General features: G+C 58.8%; 15 protein-coding genes and 1 pseudogene. 12 read left to right on the top strand and 4 right to left on the bottom strand.

Features of this window, described 5'->3' with window-relative positions; all coding sequences use genetic code 11:
* Positions 1-24 precede the first annotated feature (24 nt).
* From hutC to AC1DM5_RS24015, 7 genes are all read left to right on the top strand, one after another.
* Positions 25-756: a histidine utilization repressor gene (gene hutC, locus AC1DM5_RS23985; RefSeq protein WP_025670198.1), complete on the top strand. Its 732-nt coding sequence runs from the start codon at positions 25-27 to the stop codon at positions 754-756.
* 35 nt (positions 757-791) lie between these two features.
* Positions 792-2,081 (top strand): hypothetical protein, encoded by a 1,290-nt coding sequence (locus tag AC1DM5_RS23990; protein ID WP_477824065.1) that lies wholly within the window; start codon positions 792-794, stop codon positions 2,079-2,081.
* Between the two features lie 3 nt (positions 2,082-2,084).
* On the top strand, positions 2,085-3,230 hold the full coding sequence (locus tag AC1DM5_RS23995) for an alpha-hydroxy acid oxidase (protein ID WP_477824064.1): 1,146 nt from the start codon (positions 2,085-2,087) through the stop codon (positions 3,228-3,230).
* 132 nt (positions 3,231-3,362) lie between these two features.
* Positions 3,363-4,379, top strand: a complete 1,017-nt coding sequence (locus AC1DM5_RS24000) for an ABC transporter substrate-binding protein (protein ID WP_477824063.1) — start codon at positions 3,363-3,365, stop codon at positions 4,377-4,379.
* A gap of 24 nt (positions 4,380-4,403) precedes the next feature.
* Positions 4,404-5,264, top strand: a complete 861-nt coding sequence (locus AC1DM5_RS24005; protein WP_477824062.1) for an ABC transporter permease — start codon at positions 4,404-4,406, stop codon at positions 5,262-5,264.
* 1 nt (position 5,265) lies between these two features.
* Positions 5,266-6,048, top strand: coding sequence for an ABC transporter ATP-binding protein (locus AC1DM5_RS24010; RefSeq protein ID WP_477824061.1), 783 nt, complete (start codon positions 5,266-5,268; stop codon positions 6,046-6,048).
* A 61-nt stretch (positions 6,049-6,109) separates the two neighbouring features.
* Positions 6,110-7,291 carry an amino acid aminotransferase gene (locus AC1DM5_RS24015; protein ID WP_477824060.1) on the top strand — a complete coding sequence of 394 codons (1,182 nt, stop codon included), beginning with the start codon at positions 6,110-6,112 and terminating at the stop codon, positions 7,289-7,291.
* A 250-nt stretch (positions 7,292-7,541) separates the two neighbouring features.
* Here AC1DM5_RS24015 and AC1DM5_RS24020 read toward each other — a convergent pair whose 3' ends face one another.
* From AC1DM5_RS24020 to AC1DM5_RS24030, 3 genes are read right to left on the bottom strand one after another with little or no spacing between them, the layout of a single operon-like run.
* On the bottom strand, positions 7,542-10,805 hold the full coding sequence (locus tag AC1DM5_RS24020; RefSeq protein ID WP_477824338.1) for an error-prone DNA polymerase: 3,264 nt from the start codon (positions 10,803-10,805) through the stop codon (positions 7,542-7,544).
* The gene (locus tag AC1DM5_RS24025; protein ID WP_477824335.1) at positions 10,805-12,319 is read right to left on the bottom strand and encodes a Y-family DNA polymerase; all 1,515 of its coding nucleotides are present in this window, start codon (positions 12,317-12,319) and stop codon (positions 10,805-10,807) included. The genes AC1DM5_RS24020 and AC1DM5_RS24025 overlap by 1 nt, the downstream gene beginning before the upstream one ends.
* Positions 12,240-12,998, bottom strand: coding sequence for an ImuA family protein (locus AC1DM5_RS24030; RefSeq protein ID WP_477975808.1), 759 nt, complete (start codon positions 12,996-12,998; stop codon positions 12,240-12,242). Before AC1DM5_RS24030 ends, AC1DM5_RS24025 begins: the two co-directional genes overlap by 80 nt.
* A gap of 175 nt (positions 12,999-13,173) precedes the next feature.
* Between AC1DM5_RS24030 and AC1DM5_RS24035 the strand changes: the two are divergent.
* A pseudogene (locus AC1DM5_RS24035) lies at positions 13,174-13,435 on the top strand (hypothetical protein).
* Between the two features lie 3 nt (positions 13,436-13,438).
* A complete protein-coding gene (gene dinB, locus AC1DM5_RS24040; RefSeq protein WP_477824339.1) occupies positions 13,439-14,530 on the top strand; it encodes a DNA polymerase IV in 1,092 nt (363 codons plus the stop codon).
* On the opposite strand, the gene AC1DM5_RS24045 is transcribed toward dinB, so the two are convergent.
* Complete coding sequence (locus tag AC1DM5_RS24045; RefSeq protein ID WP_477824337.1) at positions 14,527-15,024, bottom strand: SOS response-associated peptidase family protein; 498 nt, start codon at positions 15,022-15,024, stop codon at positions 14,527-14,529. The two genes, dinB and AC1DM5_RS24045, sit on opposite strands and share 4 nt — an antisense overlap.
* 57 nt (positions 15,025-15,081) lie before the next feature.
* On the opposite strand from AC1DM5_RS24045, the gene AC1DM5_RS24050 reads away from it, so the two are divergent.
* From AC1DM5_RS24050 to AC1DM5_RS24060, 3 genes are all read left to right on the top strand, one after another.
* The gene (locus tag AC1DM5_RS24050; RefSeq protein ID WP_477975810.1) at positions 15,082-15,672 is read left to right on the top strand and encodes an SOS response-associated peptidase; all 591 of its coding nucleotides are present in this window, start codon (positions 15,082-15,084) and stop codon (positions 15,670-15,672) included.
* Between the two features lie 360 nt (positions 15,673-16,032).
* Positions 16,033-17,697, top strand: coding sequence for a P-loop ATPase, Sll1717 family (locus AC1DM5_RS24055; RefSeq protein ID WP_477821821.1), 1,665 nt, complete (start codon positions 16,033-16,035; stop codon positions 17,695-17,697).
* A complete protein-coding gene (locus AC1DM5_RS24060) occupies positions 17,681-18,484 on the top strand; it encodes an FRG domain-containing protein (RefSeq protein ID WP_477821820.1) in 804 nt (267 codons plus the stop codon). Before AC1DM5_RS24055 ends, AC1DM5_RS24060 begins: the two co-directional genes overlap by 17 nt.
* Positions 18,485-19,059 lie beyond the last annotated feature (575 nt).

Consider the following 19,059-nt stretch of genomic DNA (forward strand, 5'->3'; position numbering starts at 1 on the left):
CTCGGCGTGAGACGGAGATAGAAATTGCCCGGTCTTTCAAACACCGCGCTTCCGCTCTACGAAAAGGTCAAGGACTTCGTCCTCGACAATATCGGAAACGGCAATTGGCCACAGAATGAAAAGCTCCCGTCCGAGCATGAATTGACGTCTTCGCTCGGGGTCTCTCGCATGACGGTCCATCGCGCGCTTCGCGAACTGACCGCTGAAGGCTATCTGCGAAGGGTCCAGGGCGTCGGGACATTCGTGTCGCCTCCCAAGGCACAGTCGACCCTCATCGAGATCAGCAATATCATCACAGAGATCAAAGCGCGTGGAAGTCAACACCGCGCCGAGGTGATCCTGCTCGAGCGGATCGAGCGGCCGGATAAAATGCTATTGGACGCGTTCGAGTTCAAAAAGCTCTGCCCCGTCGATCACTCGATGGTCGTTCACTACGAGAATGGCGTGCCTGTTCAACTGGAGGAGCGATACGTCAATACAGAGCTCGTGAAGAACTATCTTGATCAGGATTTTACGTCCATCGGCACCTACGACTACCTGCAGCACAGTACGCCGCTCACCGAAGTCGAGCATCTCATCAGCGCCATCCCAGCAACGGAGAGACATGCACGCCTCCTGCACATTCGTGAGCGCGACAGTTGTCTGGTGTTGCATCGCAAGACGTGGACGGGGCAGACGATCGCCACGGTCAATACCTTCACCTATGTCGGAAGCCGCTACTCGCTTGGCAGCAGATATTTGCCGCCCAAGAAATGAAAAGTCTTCGCGTCATTCCAGGAGTGAGAGAAATCATGGGGCAGCCCAACAGTCGGACCGCAGCCATTCGGGAGAAAGCCAAGACGCGCGACGGTAGTGCCGAAGCTCTTCTTGCCGACCTGCTGCGAGATTTGTTTGGGGTCGAGGCACATGATCTGGCAATCAACCACGATCAATACAGCCTCAATTCGCTGAACGGTTTCTTTGAGGCCGACGGAAAGCCGTACTTCTTCAAATTCCATCAGGAGGAAAATGAGGAGGAGATGAGCGGCGAGTACTATCGTGCCGATATCCTTGCCAAGGCCGGCCTGCCGGTAGATCAGCCGATCATGATGTCGACCCTTCCGGGCGAGCAGATCCTCGTCTATCGACGCAGGACGGATCCGCGCTTTTCCGATGTTCTGCGCGCGCTCGACGAGCTTCATGATGAGCAAATGGCAAGTCAGGCCGTGGATGCGGAACGCCGGCTCAATGAGGCCGTCCTGTCCGTCTACCTGAAGACGCTGCATCCGGTCACGCCTGATCAAGTCGCAAAAGAGCCGGTCCACCGGCTATTCTACGACCGGCTGGTCACTGCGCCGGACGGAACCTACCCTGGTGGCCGGCTGGCGAGCTTTTACGTCGGCAAGGCGTTCAAACTCCCCGGCGTCACGCTTTCCTGGGACACGCTCTCAAAAGCCCGCTTCGTCATCAATGGCATCGAATACCGCAACACGCTTGGGGAACTGTTCGACGCCGCGCATGAAAGACTGAACCCTGCCCGTCTGGCGGATAGTGGCGGCGTGACGGCACATGGCGACGCCCACAACGCCAATGTCTGGTTCGAACGGCAGCAAGGGCGCACGAGCCTGTCATTCTTTGACCCGGCCTTCGCCGGCGAGCACATCCCGACGCTTCTCGCAGAGGTTAAGACGACCTTCCACAATATCCTTGCTCATCCCTATTGGCTCTATGATCCTGCGATCGCCGAGCAGAAATTCAACGCGACAGCAAGGTACGAGAATGGCCGTCTCTTTGCCGATTTCTATTGGACGCTAAGTCCGGTTCGAGCCGCACTTCTGGAAACGAAGGCCGAGGCGATTTGGAAGCCGTTGCTTGCCGCCCTCAAGCAGCGGAGCATGCTTCCTTCTGACTGGCGAAAGGTCGTCCGGCTCGGGCTTTTCCTCTGCCCGACACTCGTCATGAACCTGCGGGCCGGTGCTACAAGCCACAATCCGACATCCTCCCTGATCGGCCTTTCAGTGGCGATGATGGTAGGGGCGGAGCCTGATGATGGCGCGGACCTGGTAACCCGCTTCCTCGCAAAGATAGATCCGGAGGGGTAGATTGTGACGATCGTCAATATCGATGACCTCCGGCTGGCCGCTCGCAAGCGATTGCCGAAGCTCTTCTTCGATTACATCGACGGCGGCTCTTTTGCGGAGGAAACCTATCGTCGAAACAGGGACGATTTCTCGCTTTTGCGGCTGCGTCAGAACGTTCTCGGCGACTATGCCGAGCCTGATTTGTCGACCGAATACCTCGGACGGCGACATCCTCTTCCCTTTATGCTGGGACCGGTCGGCTTTCTTGGCCTTTACACGAGGAATGGAGAACAAAAGGCAGCCAGCGCCGCTCACGCTGCCGGCATCCCCTTCTGCCTTTCGACCTTCTCGATCGCGTCGCTGGCAGACCTCCGCCAAGCAATTGACGGCGCGTTGCATTTTCAGCTCTATGTGCTCGACGACCGCGCACTCTGCGAGGAACTTCTGAGCGCTGCGGAAGAGGCCGGTGTCGAGGCGCTGTACGTGACCGTCGATACGGCCATCACCGCCATCCGCGAACGCGATGTGCGAAACGGCTTCCGATCTCTTACGCGTATCACACCACGACTGTTCGCGAGTCTATGCCGAAAGCCCGCCTGGTTGTTCGATGTCGGTCGCGGCGGCATGCCTTCCGTTCGGGCGGTGGAGCATCGCACAGACTTCGGGAGAGGAGCGCTCGAACAGGCCGCCAATCTTTCCAGGCGCATCGACAAAAGGCTCGCATGGAAAGACATCGAGGCACTGCGCGACCGGTGGAAAGGCAAGCTGGTCATCAAGGGTATTCTTTCACCAGAGGATGCGACGAAAGCGCAAGCGGTCGGGGTCGACGGCATTGTCATCTCGAACCATGGCGGCCGCCAACTCGACGGTGCCATGAGCACGATCGCCGCACTCCCCGACATCCGGGCCGCGGTCGGACCGGATTTCTCTCTGATGCTCGACGGGGGCGTGCGAAGGGGAAGCGATATCGTCAAGGCAATTGGAATGGGCGCCGACGGCGTCATGTTGGGACGAGCCTATACCTATGGTCTTGCAGCCGCCGGCCAGGCCGGCGTCGACCGTGCGATCGAGACATTGCGCCGCGAGATCTCGATTACCTTGGCTTTGATGGGCGTCGGCTCGATCGCCGACCTCAAGGAACGTGGCTCGCACCTCATACTCAAACAGTAACCGCTTACGCCGGCGAAAGGAGACAAGTACTCATACAGGATGTCCGCCCGCCAAGAGCTTGATGGTCGGGCGTCAAACTTAAGAAGATGCAAGCCATGTGATCCGTTAAAATCATCAAAAGAGGGGTTCCCAATGAACTACAAATCCATCAGCAAGCAGTTTTCCCGCGCAGCGATCGCGCTCGGGATCGTCGGCGTTCTTGCCAGTGCGCAGGCAAACGCCCAGGATCAAATCCCGTCCAAGCCGGAGCCGGGCACCTTCAAGATCGGCATCGAGCCGTGGCTCGGTTACGGTCAATGGCACGTCGCCGCGAGCAAGGACCTGTTCAAGAAAGCTGGCCTCGAGGAAGTCGAGCTTGTCAACTTCAGCGAAGACAAGGACATCAACGCAGCACTTGCCAGCGGTCAGCTCGACGCTGCCAATATCGCCACGCACACGGCCATGGGTATGGTCGCCGCCGGCTTGCCGGTGAAGATCGTCTCGCTGCTTGATTTCAGCCTGAAGGCGGACGCAATCCTTGCCGGAAGCGACATCAAGAGCGTCGCTGACCTTAAAGGAAAGAACATCGCCTTCGAGGAAGGCACGACAAGCGACATCCTGCTGAACTACGCGCTTGCCAGCAACGGCATGACGATCGACGATATCGTCCGCGTGCCAATGCCGGCAGCTGATGCCGGGACGGCACTGATTGCAGGCCGTGTTCCGGTCGCCGTCACCTACGAGCCCTACATTTCAACGGCGCTGACCCAGGACAAGAATATCAAGCTGCTTTTTGAAGCCGGCAAAGATCCGGGCCTAGTCTCCGACGTTCTCGTCGTTCGCGAGGAGGTGCTGAAGCAGAGGCCTGGACAGGTTCTGGCCATGATCAAGGCCTGGGATGCGGCTCTGGCCGACTACAAGGCCAATACGGACGAGGATCGCACCATCATCTCGAAGGCCGTCGGCGCCTCCCCGGATGATCTGAAAACGGCCTTCGACGGTGTCCAATACTATACCTCTGCTGAAGCAGCCAAGGCCTTTGCCGGTGACTTCAAGACCAAGACCTTCGCCGACGTTCTGAAGGCGGCCAAAACAGCCGGCCTCGTGACCCAGGACGTTTCTGCCGACAGCATGATCGACACGTCGTTTGTCGATGCTGCGAACAAGTGACCTCTGGCCACCAACGGGACCGTAATGTCTAGCTCAGAATTGTCGTCGACAGCGAAGGAAAGGCCCCGCGCGCAATCGCGCGCGGGTGTCGGTAGACCACCCAGTGCCTTTCGGATCGGGGATCCGATCAGCGGTCAGTCGTTTTTTATGATTGCAGTTGCCGTTTTTGCCCTGCTCTTCGCCGTGTGGTGGCTTGCTACCGTCACCGGTTGGGTGAAACCGATTTTCCTGCCCTCGCCCGGAGCGGTATGGGCCAAGATGGTGGAATTGGCGGCCGATGGCACGCTGTGGACCGATGCGGGGATCAGTATCTATCGCATGCTCGTCGGTTTTCTGATTGCATCGGCCCTGGCGATCCCGATCGGGATCATGATCGGCTGTTTCAAGACGTGGGAAGCGGCCATCGAGCCCTTCGTCGACTTTGTTCGCTACATGCCGGTTGTCGCCTTCGTTCCGCTCACCATTCTTTGGGCCGGCACAAGCGACATTCAGAAATTCGTCATCATCTTTATCGGAACCTTCTTCCAGCAGGTGCTCATGGTCATGGACAGCGTCAAGCGCGTGCCAACCGACTTCGTCGGACTTGGCCGTACGCTTGGAATGTCAGAAACCAAGATCCTGCGCCGCATCGTCCTGCCGTCCTCCCTACCCGGCATCTGGGACACACTGCGTATCAGCCTTGGCTGGGCCTGGACCTGGCTTGTGCTGGCAGAACTTGTCGCGGCGACATCCGGCCTCGGCTATCGCATCGTCGTCTCTCAGCGATATTTCCAGACGCAGACGATCATTGGTTACATCTTGCTCCTTGGCTTGCTCGGTCTGATCACAGACCAGAGCATGAAGGCCCTCGAGCGCGTCTTCTTCCGTTACGCTTCGAGGCATTGAGATGAGCGATCCCAAACTCAAGATCGAGGGTCTGAACAAATGGTATGGTGGCAGGAAGAGCCGCGTTCATGCCCTCAGCAATATCGATCTGGAACTCGCCGACAACGAGTTCGTTTCCCTGGTCGGTGCTTCCGGCTGTGGCAAAAGTACGCTTCTGTCTATCGTCGCCGGACTTCAGGGCTTCGACAACGGTGTTCTTCTGACGGATGGTTCGCCGATCGTCGGCCCTGGGCTCGATCGCGGCGTTGTCTTCCAATCCTACACGCTGTTGCCGTGGCTGACCGCGCAGCAGAATGTCGAATTCGCCCTGCAGGCGGCCGGGTTGCCGAAGGCCGAGTGCCGGGATGTCGCCCGCCACCACATCGAACTGGTGAAGCTCACCAAGTTCGCCGATGCATTCCCCTCTCAACTGTCGGGGGGCATGAAGCAGCGGGTCGCCATTGCGCGTGCCCTTTCCTATCGACCGAAAATGCTATTGATGGATGAGCCGTTCGGCGCGCTGGACGCTCTGACCCGTCACCAGATGCAGGAACTGCTGACCCAGATCTGGGAAGAGCATCGGCTGACCGTGCTGTTCGTCACGCATGATGTCGAAGAAGCCGTTTACCTGTCCGACCGTATCGTGGCGATGAGCATCAATCCGGGACGCATCAACGCGACCTTCCATGTCGGCCTCGCCCGCCCACGCAACCAGGATATGATTGCCTCGTCAGAATTCGTTGCGCTCCAAAAGCAGGTGCTTTCTGCAATCCGCGCCGGATCGCAAAGTGAGTTGGAGCATTGATTCAGCCAATGCGGGGTGGCTGAAGCAGCTCCGCATTTGACCTCAATTCGAAGGAAAAGCCATGTTCGAAACGCTCACTGCCGCCCCGCCGGACAAGATCCTCAGCCTCTCGATTCTCTATAAGAACGACGAGCGGCCGACGAAAATGGATCTCGGCGTCGGCGTCTACAAGGATTGGCAGGGTGCGACCGTCATCATGCGAGCAGTGCGTGATGCCGAGAAGCGCCTTTATGAAAGCCAGACGACCAAAACCTATGTCGGCATGGCAGGCGATGAAGGTTTCAACAAGGCCATGCTGAGGCTGGTCTTTGGCGAGGAGGCCGATCTCTCGCGCATGTTCGCCTGCCAGACAGCGGGCGGCTCGGGCGCGCTTCGCACGATCGCCGACCTGCTGGTAAGGGCCCGGCCGGACGCCACCGTCTGGCTCTCCGACCCGACCTGGGTGAATCATGTGCCGATCCTGAAGGCTGCTGGTTTCAAAACCGCGACCTATCCCTATTTCGATCCCACCAGCGGCACGGTGAAGGCCGATGCCATGCTCCAGGGATTAAAGCAGGCGAAGGCCGGCGACATCGTCCTGCTGCATGGCTGCTGCCACAACCCGACCGGCGCCAATCTGACGATCGAGCAGTGGGGTCCGGTCGTGAATCTTCTCGTCGAACGCGACCTTTTCCCCTTCATCGATCTTGCCTATCAGGGCTTCGGCGATGGTTTGGAGGAAGACGCCGCCGCTGTTCGCCTGCTCGCAAGCAAGGTGCCGGAAATGGCTGTCGCCACCTCCTGCTCGAAGAATTTTTCGGTCTACCGCGACCGCGTCGGCGCCGTCATCCTGATGGGCAAGGACCCAGAAAGCCTAAAGATCGCAGGCAGTCAGGCGCTCGCCATCACTCGCGTGCTGTATTCCATGCCGCCGGACCATGCCGCTGCCGCCGTCCGCCTTATCCTCGAGGACGATGCACTGCGCGCCGACTGGAAGTCTGAACTCGAAGCTATGCGGCTTCGTATGCTCAACCTGCGCAAGGGCTTTGCCGAGGCGCTCCGTCGCCAGTCCAACTCCTCGCGCTTCGACTTTATTGCCGACCACCGGGGTATGTTCTCGCGGCTCGGCCTGACCGAAGCGCAGGTCAACCGCCTGCGAGATGAGTTCGGCATCTATATGGTCGGTGATTCCCGCTTCAATGTCGCGGGCCTCAGGGAGGACCGGCTCGATGACCTCGCCAAGGCTGTTGTTTCGGTGCTCTGAGCCTAAGACCTTTGCCAGCTCAGTTGATGAAAATATGGCGCGTATTCTGCTGACTAGGACGGATACCTCAGCAAATTGAAGCGCCAACGCCATTCGATATCGTGGCAACCAGCTCTGAAAGCGGGGATCGTCTTAAGTAGATTTGAAGTTCCCGCTCTCCATATCGTTGAATGACGAGCATCGGCGATGCGCCGCAACCCACGCTCTTGATGGGAAGCGAACCCCGGACCCGGACGCAGGCCTTCGGCATTTACTGAAAATTCCAGCTCTTGATCTTCAGGGTATCGATATGAAGATCCGGCACGAACATATCTCTCGCCCGAAGCCCTGGCGCCGGCCGTTCGCGGGAATCCGGACTGCCTGGTGAGCCATGCGCGAACTCGTCGCCGCGCCCGGTCGGCGGCCGGAATGCGCCATCGCGCTCGGCAAGGCTCGATAGATCGGACGAGAGATCAAAGAGCTGCTTTGCGACCAGATGAACGACGTCCCCTTCTCGCTGAATCCTGCCATTGATCGCCATCATGCTGGCGCCGAGCACCACCCGGCGCGACCGCTCAAAGAGCTTTGGCCAGACAACGACGTTGGCCACGCCCGTTTCATCCTCCATGGTGATGAACATCACCCCCTTCGCGGAGCCCGGCCGCTGGCGCACCAGCACCAGGCCGGCGGCCGTCAGCCATTGCCGGTCGCGCGCCGCCATCGCCTCGGCACAGGTGACGATCCGACGCTTGGCGAGATCGGCCCGCAGGAAACTCAAAGGGTGCTGCCGCAACGTCAGGCCGGTATGGTTGTAGTCCTCGACGACGTTGTGGCCTTCGGTCATCTGCCGCAGTTCGATTGTCGGCTCCTGCTGCTCGGCGATGGCCCGCGCCTCCCGCTCCGCTGCAGCGGTGAAGAGAGGCAGCGGCTCGTCGCGCAGCGCCTTGATTGCCCAGAGCGCATCACGACGCTCGAGGCGTAGAGACGGCAGGAAGGCATCGGCTTCGGCAAGCTCGATGAGCGAGGCGACCGGTACGCCGGAGCGCCGCCACATGTCGTCGACGGATGCGAAAGGGTCATCAGCGCGGGCGGCTGCGATGCGCGCAGCGTCGGCGGTCGCCAAACCGCGCACCAGACGCATGCCGAGCCGCACCGCATGCCGGTCGGTATCGTCGATCCGCTCGAGCATGCAGTCCCAGCGCGAGCGGTTGATGCAAACGGGACGTATCTCCACGCCGTGCTTTCTCGCGTCGGCGACGATCTGGGCGGGGGCATAAAAGCCCATCGGCTGCGAGTTCAAAAGCGCCGCGCAGAATACTTCCGGAAAATGGCATTTCACATAGTTTGAGGCATAGGCGATCAGCGCGAAGGAGGCAGCATGGCTTTCGGGGAAGCCATAGGCGCCGAAGCCTTCGAGCTGACTGAATGTCTTCTCGGCAAATTCCGGCGTGTAGCCGTTGCGCACCATTCCCGAGATGAGCTTGTCCTTGAAGCGTGAAACCCCGCCCGTGAACTTGAAGGTCGCCATGGATTTCCGAAGCTGGTCGGCTTCGCCGCCCGTGAATCCCGCACAGACCATCGCCACCTTCATCGCCGACTCCTGAAACAAGGGCACGCCCAGTGTCTTGTGGAGGACCGCCTTCAGTTCGGGTGTCGGGTACTCGACCTTCTCCTTGCCCTCGCGCCGGCGCAGATAGGGATGCACCATGTCGCCCTGGATCGGCCCGGGGCGGACAATGGCGACCTGGATGACGAGATCATAGAAGGTTTCAGGCTTGAGACGTGGCAGCATGGACATCTGGGCGCGCGATTCGATCTGAAACGTCCCCAAGGTGTCGGCCTTGCGGATCATCGCATAGGTCGCCGGGTCCTCCTGCGGGATCGTCGCAAGATCGAGATCATGATGCTTGTGCTCGCGGATCATCGCGAACGCCTTGGCCATGCAGGTCAGCATGCCGAGCGCCAGCACGTCGACCTTCATGAATCTCAACGCCTCGATGTCGTCCTTGTCCCATTCGATCACCTGCCGGTCGACCATGGTCGCCGGTTCGATCGGCACCAGATCGTCGAGCCTGTCATGGGTGAGGACGAAGCCGCCGGGATGCTGGCCGAGGTGACGCGGCGCTCCCATCAGCTGCTGTGCAAGTTTCAGCGTCAGGGCGAGACGTCGGTCTTCCGGATTGAGACCGAGGTCGCGCACCTGCTGCTCGCTGACCTCCTCCGACCAGGACCAGATGCCCGAGGATAGTGCCTTGATCAGGTCCTCCGGCAGGCCCAGCGCCTTGCCGACATCGCGAATGGCACCCTTGGCGCGATAGCGGGTGACGGTCGAGCAGAGTGCTGCCTTGTCGTGGCCATAGGTCTTGTAGATCCACTGGATGACCTCTTCGCGCCGTTCGTGCTCGAAATCGACATCGATATCGGGCGGCTCGTCGCGCTCCTGGGAGACGAACCGCTCAAACAGGAGATCATTGGTCTCGGGGTCGATCGAGGTGACGCCGAGCACATAACAGACGGCGGAATTGGCAGCCGATCCCCTGCCCTGGCATAAAATGCCCTGCGATCGGGCATAACGGACGATTGAGAAGACGGTCAGAAAGTAAGGCGCATATCTCATCGTCTCGATCAGAGCGAGCTCATGGCGAATGGTCTTCTCGACATGGACCGGCAGGCCTTCGGGATAGCGTGTCTTGACGCCCTCCCAGGTGTAATGCTCCAGCGACTGCTGAGCCGTCATGCCTGCGATCAGCGCCTCCTCGGGGTACTGATAGACCAGCTCCTCGAGCGAGAACCTGCAGCGCTCAACGATCTCTATCGTACGTGCCAGGGCCTCCGCGTAGCGGGGAAATAGACGTGCCATTTCTTCCGGCGGCTTCAGATGGCGATCGGCATGCCGCTCGCGCTCAAAGCCGACATCATCGATGGTGGAGCCGGTGCGGATGCAGGTGACGACGTCCTGCAGCTGCCGGCGGCCGGGTTCATGAAACAGCACGTCATTGGTGACGACTGTCTTCACATGGTGTTTCACCGCAAGGTTCGAGATCTCATGCAGTCGCAGTTGGTCGTTGGGACGGCGACGCAGGCAGAGCGAGACATAGGCACGATCGCCAAAGATCTCGGCCATCTTCCTGAGCTGCACGGCGCAGGCGTCATCGGCCAAGTCCGGTACGAGAACGCCGATCAGGCCCTCGGCATAGAGCGCCACATCATCGAGATGCAGGATGCAGTTTGCCTTCCCGCCTCTGCCCTTCCCGAGTGTCAGCAGCCGCGTCAGCCGGGAATAGGCGGCGCGGTCGGTCGGATAGACGAGGATCGACATGCCGTCGGACAAGTCGAGCCGGCAGCCGACGACGAGCCGCAGGCCGGTGGCGCGCGAGGCCTCCAGCGCCCGGACGATGCCGGCCAGGCTGTTGCGGTCGACAATGCCGAGCGCTTCGATGCCCATGAGCTTTGCGGTCGAAAACAGGTCGCCTGCCGAGCTTGCGCCGCGCAGGAACGAGAAATGCGTGGTGACCTGAAGCTCGGCGTAGCGCATCATGCAAACACCCCGTGCAGGAACCATTTATGCGATCCGGTTTCCGCATCGACGCCGTCGCCGGATCGAAAGATCCAGAATCGCTTACCGGTATCGTCCTCGACGACGAAGTAGTCGCGCACCGCGATCCATTCGGCGCTGCGTTTCCACCATTCGCCAAAGATCCGCTCCGGCCCGTCGGCGCGCTTTATCCGCCGCCGCTTGCCGCGCCAGGTAAACGAGACCGGTGGATGATCCGGGAGCAGGGCGATCACTTCGATCAGTTCGGGACGCGCCAGAAGCCAGGGTGGCCGCAGCCAGTGCAGCGGCCAGGTGGCGCCATCCTCGTCGGCCGTAGGCCCGATCCGCTGGACGCTGCGCTCCGGGACATCGCTTGCGACCGGTGCGACGCGGAAAATCCGCTGGCCGCCACGATTGCCGAGCACGTCGATGAGCGGCGTCACATCAGCAATCTGTTCTTCAATGAGCGATGAGACCGACTGCGCCTCGATCAGCGGCTCGGCGAGGACGGCAGCAAGACTGAGCTTCTCGATGCCGAAGCCAGGCTCGATCTTTTCGATGCGATCGCGAAAGAGTTTGGTCAGCCAGGCGATGTCACGGACGGATTTGGCGGTGCCGGCCCGAAGCGCCTGAATGCTATTGTCGACGCGGTGGACGATGAGGTCGGCACGGCGGACGCCCAGCCCACGCTTTTCGAGCTCCAGACAGAGCTGGCGCACGAGGCGGGTGACGTATTTCTCGATTGTCTCGGGCGCTCCGATCGGTTCGGCGAAGGATTTTTGGACCTCGACAAGCTCCGCTGGGCGGATCGGATCAATCGGTTCGGCGATACGGCCGAACATCTGGTCGAGGCGGCGACCGAGCTCGGGACCGAAGCGCAGCGTCAATGGCGCACGTGGGGTGGCGGCAAGATCGCCGATGGTGGCAAAGCCGAGGGTTCGCAGGCTTTCAATGGCGTCGGACGGCAATCGCAGCGACGACAGCGGCAGCCGGTTCACGGCCTTCTGGGTTTCGCCGCGCGCGATTATGACCGTCTCACGCCGGGTGGTGCGGGCGAGCGCATGCGCAGCACCCCACGTGTCGGCGATTGCCGCATGGGCAGCGAGCCCCCGGCCGCGCAAGCGATTGACGAGGCCGGACAGCATCAGCTCCTCGCCGCCCTGGAGATGATCGGCGCCTTCAGTATCCATGGCGATGCCATCGGGAGGATCGATAGTGACGACAGGAGAGTATTGCGACAGCGCCCAGAGCGTCAGCCGTTCCAGCGCTGCAAGGTCTGCCGCGGGATCGGCGTCGATCATCATGAGCCCTTGGACCAGCGCCTGCGCCTTGGCGGCCGGCATGCCGATACGAAGGCCAAGTTTGGCCGCTGCCCGATCGGCTCCGGCAATCCATCGCTTCGAACCACTCCTGGCGATCACCACCAGCGGCGTTTCAACGGATAACGAAGGATCGGCGCGCCTGATCCGGTCGGTCGGCAGCGTCGGAAGAAAGACAGATACGACCCTGGCCATCGCATGCTCCGATAATGAATTCACCTCCCTCGCCGGCCCTGACCCGCATCAGTTCTGCCAACCATCGCGCCCGCCCGACACCCGGCACGGCAAGCGGCTCGGACGGCAGCACCGAGATGCGCCAGCGGGTTGTCGCAGCGCTCGGCATGCCGAAGTCGGAGGCCTCCGCCTGCCGCCTCCACCGGCGGACCACCAGGCCCAATGTCCCCGACTTTTCCGCGGCAAGCTGCAGGCGGCGCGATGCCGCCATCGGCAGACGCACGAGTTCAGCGACGACGACGCCGAGGCCGCCATAACTCAAAGCCTCTTCGAAGCTTGCGAGCACCGTCTCTTGCCTGTCGCACTCAACGAAGATGACGCGGTCGGGGTGAAGGCCGATCTGGGCGAAGGCCGGGAAGAAGAGGTCAAAGCGCGTCAGGCACCACACCACCTTGCCGGTGGTGCGGGCAGCAATGCCGCCGACGAAGAGTGCGGCGGCCACCCCGTCGATCGCCCCATTTCCACCGCCGGCCACTTCATGCAGCGCGCCATAGGCGAGCCCCCCTCCCGGCAGCTGAGCATCGATCTCGCTGACCCCGAACGGCAGGACACTTCGTTGGCGCGAGCCCGCCCCTTCCAGATTGGCGATTTTCTCGCGTAACTCGGTGAGAACTGCATTTGAAGCGACTGCTGAACTCATGATCTCCTTTTGACGGCAACCCGTTTTCGGCTTGAGTAACAGGAATCTGTTCTGTATTTGTTCTTAAGGCATAAATGAGTCAATACGCATATAACCCGCTGAAGTTGAGCACGCGCGCGGGCAAGAAAAATCGCCAGTGGATTCAATCGGATGATGGGGAAGGAATATTTTTCGGATGCGCCGAACGCGGCTTGTGGACGATGCGGTCCCTACACGGAAAGATCACAGGATTCTGGCAGTGGAACTCGTCTGCCCGCCTCCGCGATCGTTGCGCGCCTGGGCGCAAACTGTTGGTGAAAGCATTTGGCGCAAGTGTCAGCTTCGCGGAAATCCGCCGGCGCACGGCCATGGGCTGCCGGCGAACGCAGACGCGCAAGGGTGACAAGTGTGGGGCACACGTCCCATGTTTGGGAAATGGTCCCGCTGATGGAAGCTAGATGATGACAGACGAAGGAAGCCGCGAGCGGCCGCGCAAGATCGTGCATGTCGACATGGACGCCTTCTATGCGTCTGTCGAGCAGCGCGACAATCCCGAACTGCGCGGCCTGCCGGTTGCCGTCGGCAGCCCTGCCGCCCGCGGTGTGGTGGCGGCCGCAAGCTACGAGGCCAGAGCCTTCGGCGTCCATTCCGCCATGTCGTCGGTGACCGCCCGGCGAAAATGCCCCGACCTGATCTTCGTCAAACCCCGCTTCGACGTCTACAAATCTGTCTCCATGCAGATCCGGGCGATCTTTGCCGAATACACGCCGATGATCGAGCCCTTGTCGCTCGACGAGGCCTATCTCGACGTCACCGAAAACCTGAAGGGCATGGAGATTGCAACCGAGATCGCCGAAGAGATCCGCGCCAGGATCAAGGCGGCAACGGGGCTTACCGCGTCAGCTGGAATTTCCTACAACAAGTTTCTGGCCAAGATGGCAAGCGACCTCAACAAACCGAACGGCCAGGCCGTCATCACGCCGAAGAACGGCCCGGCCTTCGTCGAGCAGCTCCCCGTCAAGAAATTCCACGGTGTCGGGCCGGCGACCGCTGAAAAGCTGCATCGGCTCGGAATCGAGACCGGCGCCGACCTCAAGCAGCAATCGCTCGAGTTTCTCACCCAGCATTTCGGGAAATCGGGACCGTATTTCTATGGGATCGCCCGCGGCATCGACAATCGCCAGGTCAGGCCGGATCGGGAGCGCAAATCCATCGGCGCAGAGGATACGTTTTCGCAGGACATTCATTCCTACGAACCCGCCCGCGAAGGGCTTCGGTCGCTGATCGAAAAGGTCTGGGGCTACTGCGAGGCCAATGAAATTGGCGCAAAGACGGTGACGCTCAAGGTCAAATATGCCGACTTCAGCCAGATCACCCGCAGCAAGACAGTTCCGTCAGCTCTTCCGGCGATCACCGATCTCGAGGAGGTCGTCGACCTGCTTCTCGCGCCAATCTTCCCGCCGCAAAAAGGGATCCGTCTGCTCGGCGTGTCGCTGTCTTCGCTGGAACGGCGCGCAGCCCTCACGGAACCCCAGCTGCGGCTGGCGCTTTAGACGGCGAGCATTGTCTGAACAGGAGAGGTCGAATGGCGCCTGACCCGAAATGTCCCTGCCGACAGGGGCCGCAGGATTTCGTCCTCGGGCACAAGTGCGTCGAGCCAGGCCATGCGTTGATCGCGGGTGAGAACCACCATCTGCCGGTCGTGGAACGGCGCGATATCGGCATTCGCCTCGGTCGTCAGGATGGCATAGGCCTCCGGCCAATCGGGGCTCGCAGGCCGCCAGATCCCCGCGAAATAGAACCAGTCGCCGTTGGCGAGCGAGAAGCTGAAGCTCCGATGGCGAAACTGGGACGCCGGCACCAGGCATCGGTGGGTCGGAAACGTCCTTCCCTCCGATCGAATGACGTTCACCGCACGAGGCCCGCCGTCGCGCGGACGCAGACCCCATGGCAGCTCCACCATCTCCACATCGCCGTCATGGCGCCTTATGATGACGCGACGCTCGTCGAGCGGGGCGTCGGACTGGAAAACCTTCGCGCTCATCATAAATAGAACATAGCAGGAACGCGCCTACGAGACAACCAGAACCGAAACGGAGGATACATGTGCAATGATTATCGGCTGATGGTGGATGTCGCCTCGATCGTCGAGGACTTCGCCGACCTCAAGATCAAGATCCGTTTCGGTGAAGGTGCGCCGAACCTCGAAGCGCGTGAGGACATCAAGATTACCGATGTCGGCCCCATTGTGCGAGCGATCGATGGCGCTCCCGATGAGGCAGAACTCGTCCAGCGGTGCTGGAGCTGGCCGGCGCCGAACAAGCGGCCGGTCTATAATTTCCGGTCGGAAGGCCGGGAGTTCACTTCCAACCGTTGCCTGATCATTGCCGACGGCTTCTACGAGTTCACCGACCCCAAGGATTCGACGAAAAAGCGCAAGGACAAGTGGCTCTTCACCAAGAAGGACGAGCCGATCTTCTGCATCGCCGGCATCTGGCGCGAGACGACGGAGGTCGGCCAGGCCTTCACCATGCTGACGATGGAACCGGGGCCGGACATCAGCCCATACCACGACCGACAGATCATCATCCTCGAACGCAGCGCCTGGGCCGACTGGCTCGATCCGACGGTCTCTTCGACGTCGCTGATCAAGCCTCTTCCAGCAGGGACGCTTGCGGTGGAGCAGGTCGGCTAAAAAAGGGGAACTACCAGATTTGGGCGCGGGGTTCCGGTCATTTTCTGTAGAGCGGATGCTCGGTGTGTTCTTGAACAGCATCTACGTCGACCTAACACGTCAACGACGTGGGCTTCTCTCACAGTGGTCAGTCACTGGCAGTCGAGAAGAAGTGCAGTGAGGAGTTGTTCGCGGCACTTCTGCAAGTTGAGTACCAATCACTCTTGCAACGAACGCTCTTTAGTGGTTTCCTGTTATATTATTGAGCGTTAATAATTAAGTTTTATTGGCACTAAGCAATTACGCAAACGCATCGCACACAAGATAACGGTTTAGGTGTAAATCTATCGTACAAACGTCTTTGAAACCTTGGGGGGACAAATGGATGTACATTGGCGGCCGTTAGACAATCCACTCGGCGCTGAAGATGCCGCACGCCGCGATAAGAGCGACGTCTACAATGCTTTCGTCGATGTCCGAGATCTCATAATCCAGCCATACCAAGTAAGTGAAGACATCGAGCACATTCGTGTAGTAGTTGGCAAAAAAGGCTCCGGAAAGACTCACATCCTTCGTTATATTGAGGAGGAAACGAATAAAAGTGGTCGGACTGTTATCTTTGGCGCACTTAGCGACAACGCCATACCTGCGCACCTAGAGCGCCAGTTTGAAACTGGCACCGATCGCCCGCACGCGCGTAGTCATTGGTCTCGTTTGTGGCGAATCGTTATTTCAATCTCGATTCTTTCGAGATTTCTTTCCGACCAATCCGCTCCAAAAGTGAGAAAGGCTGCCCTCAGATTTTTGGAAACCCGCGGTTTTAATTTCGACAACGAGAACTCAAATGACGTGCGCAATGCACTCGTGGGGCACTTCGAGCAGCATTTTTCAGCCGGCATTGACTTCAAGCTCAGCAATCTCCGCGATCTCGCGAATCCGGGCATAATTTTGCATCGGATTCTTGAGCCGATAAACACTCTTGCTCGGCTTCTTCAGTTCCTCGATAGGACCGACCTGGCGTCCCTGGAAGCAGATATCGCTTCGCTCGTGAAGCAGGATCGTCCCGTGCATGTCATTATCGACGGCGTCGATGAAGTGTCATGGCGCCAACCGCGGATGTGGCTCGATTTTCAGGTGGGCCTGTTTGATGCGATTTTCTTCTTTCATGAGGCGCAACGTAATACCAACGACATCGTCGTTACCGCTGCCATAAGAAACTTTGTCTTTGTAGCGGCACGCGAAAGTCCGCATGTAGATCGCATACGAAATCTGCTCTCCCTGAACTGGGAGCCACGTTCGGCAAAGATGTTTCTCAATCGCCGGCTACAACAGATTTCAAATTTGCGTTTTGTCGACTCGGAGAAGCTCAACAGCGATCAGCGGCCACTCGCAGCGTGGCTTGGTTTTTCGCAAGTTCGGGCAAAACGGCGGTTAGGTCCCGAAGATGTCGAGACCTATCTGCTGCGGCATACGCGCCTATCTCCAAGAAACGTCATCCGATTGTTCAACCTTCTTTGCCAGCATAAGACGCGCTTTTATCAATCAAACGAGGTATTTACCGAGAGAGAATTCAAGACCGTCGTTGAAGAGGTAGCTGGAGAAGTGGCTGACCTCATGCTCAAGACGGCGGCCGAGGAAATAATCGCTTTCACGCCGGACATATCGAGTGTCGTTCCCTCAGTGAGAAGTGAGGGAGTTGTAAACTGGGTCGCCACTGAATTGGAAGAAACGATTCGAGATTTTGGCAAAGAAGTCCTGTCGCGAGATGAGTATGATTACTTTCTTGAGACCTTTCTCCGCCGCGTACTTCCCGACGAGGTGTGCACCGAAAAAGGAATTCATCACAACATCAAGCGAACGGAAGCAATACTCTGGCGTAGCAACGTTATTGCATTCTTGGTGAATGAAGGCACTGATTCCAGGTGGGTTTTTTCATGGTCCCCCCAACAACGTGTTCCCGCCAAGCCCGAAATTGTGGGATTTCATTCCTCACTGATCGTGCGTTGTGAACTCGAGGTAAGTGAGGAATATGGCCCGGTCTTTTAGTTCCCGCAGCGGAATCTTTGCCACGGTTGCATGCGCCAATTGGGATGATTTCAGAACTGCGATGCGTTCTGTCTTATTACAAAATATCGGCTTCCAAACGCTCTCCGATAGGTTTGTATTTCGCGGTCAATCTTGCTCGAGTTGGGGCCTTATTTCTAGTTTCGATCGCCTGAACGCTAAACTTTCAACGGCTGATCGCGAGAAAAAATACAAAAACCTCCTAAAGCTCTTTGTCGAGAACTACGAAATTTACGGAAAAATCAGTCCCGATTCGGCTAAAGAATTTGCGGACAAGTTTTCGACCCTAACCGATGGGAATATTGAGGCCATCGCCCAGCATTACGGTCTAAATACGCGACTATTGGATTGGTCATTCAGCCCTTACGTTGCGGCTTTTTTCGCGACCTCTCGAATTGATCAATGCACCACCGGAAACATTTCGATTTGGGCGCTTGATCTAACCGCGACGTCCAAAATCGCAGCGTCCGAGCTGCAATTTAGACGCGATTTGTATCCTGGTAATTCTCGAAACCTGTGGCAGATGGGAGCATTCACACAAAACTTGACATCACGGACTGACTTGGTGGATCTCTTCAAGAGCGCAAGTACCTCTTTTTTACCTGCACTAAATGAAGGACCTCCTTTCCTGATTCGGTTCGATATCCCTGCTGAGTCAGAGGATGAAATTCTTGATGACCTTCAACTAATGCGGATTAATAGTATGACGATTTTTCCCGGCTTGGAGGGCGTCGTTGGCTGGTTGAAAAAGAAAGCCGGGTCTCCATAGAACGTTGACCTGGTCGCCGCAAGTCGTCTCGACCTCAGTTCGATGGCGTACATAGCACCCCGGGCTGCGCGACCACAAAACAAACGGTCAAGTCGACAATGTCGCCGCCCGAAGTGCCCCAATTTCGATTGTTCCAGCCGACGCTTTTTCCGATCTTGTGTTTCGGGATGGAATATTCAGCGCCGATTAATACTCGCCAAAAAATAGGGGTGGGTGTGATTTCCTCATGCGCGATGGTGACGAAGCCACCGCGACAGCGAAGGGTGGATCCGGCTGGGACGCATCTCTCTTGGCTTTAAGCTATTCTACAGCCCGACGATTTGTGGATGGCGGCGGATGAACGCCGTTCGATGGCGGCGAACTGCGTGGTAGCGGCGCCTTGGAGCAGGCCTTCAACCTATGAAAGGGTGCCTTTCGCCCGACGTTCGCCGCTGAACTGCCTCTTCCGGCTTTGCCCTGATCTGGGGCCGACGTGAAGGAGTCGCGCGAAGACTGCTAGTAATGCGAGATGATTACGCAGAGTCCATACTTTGTCAAAAAGAACTCGATGGTTATTTTTGCTTGTGCGCCGGCAG

The sequence above is a fragment of the Rhizobium sp. 01T437 genome (assembly GCF_056398505.1).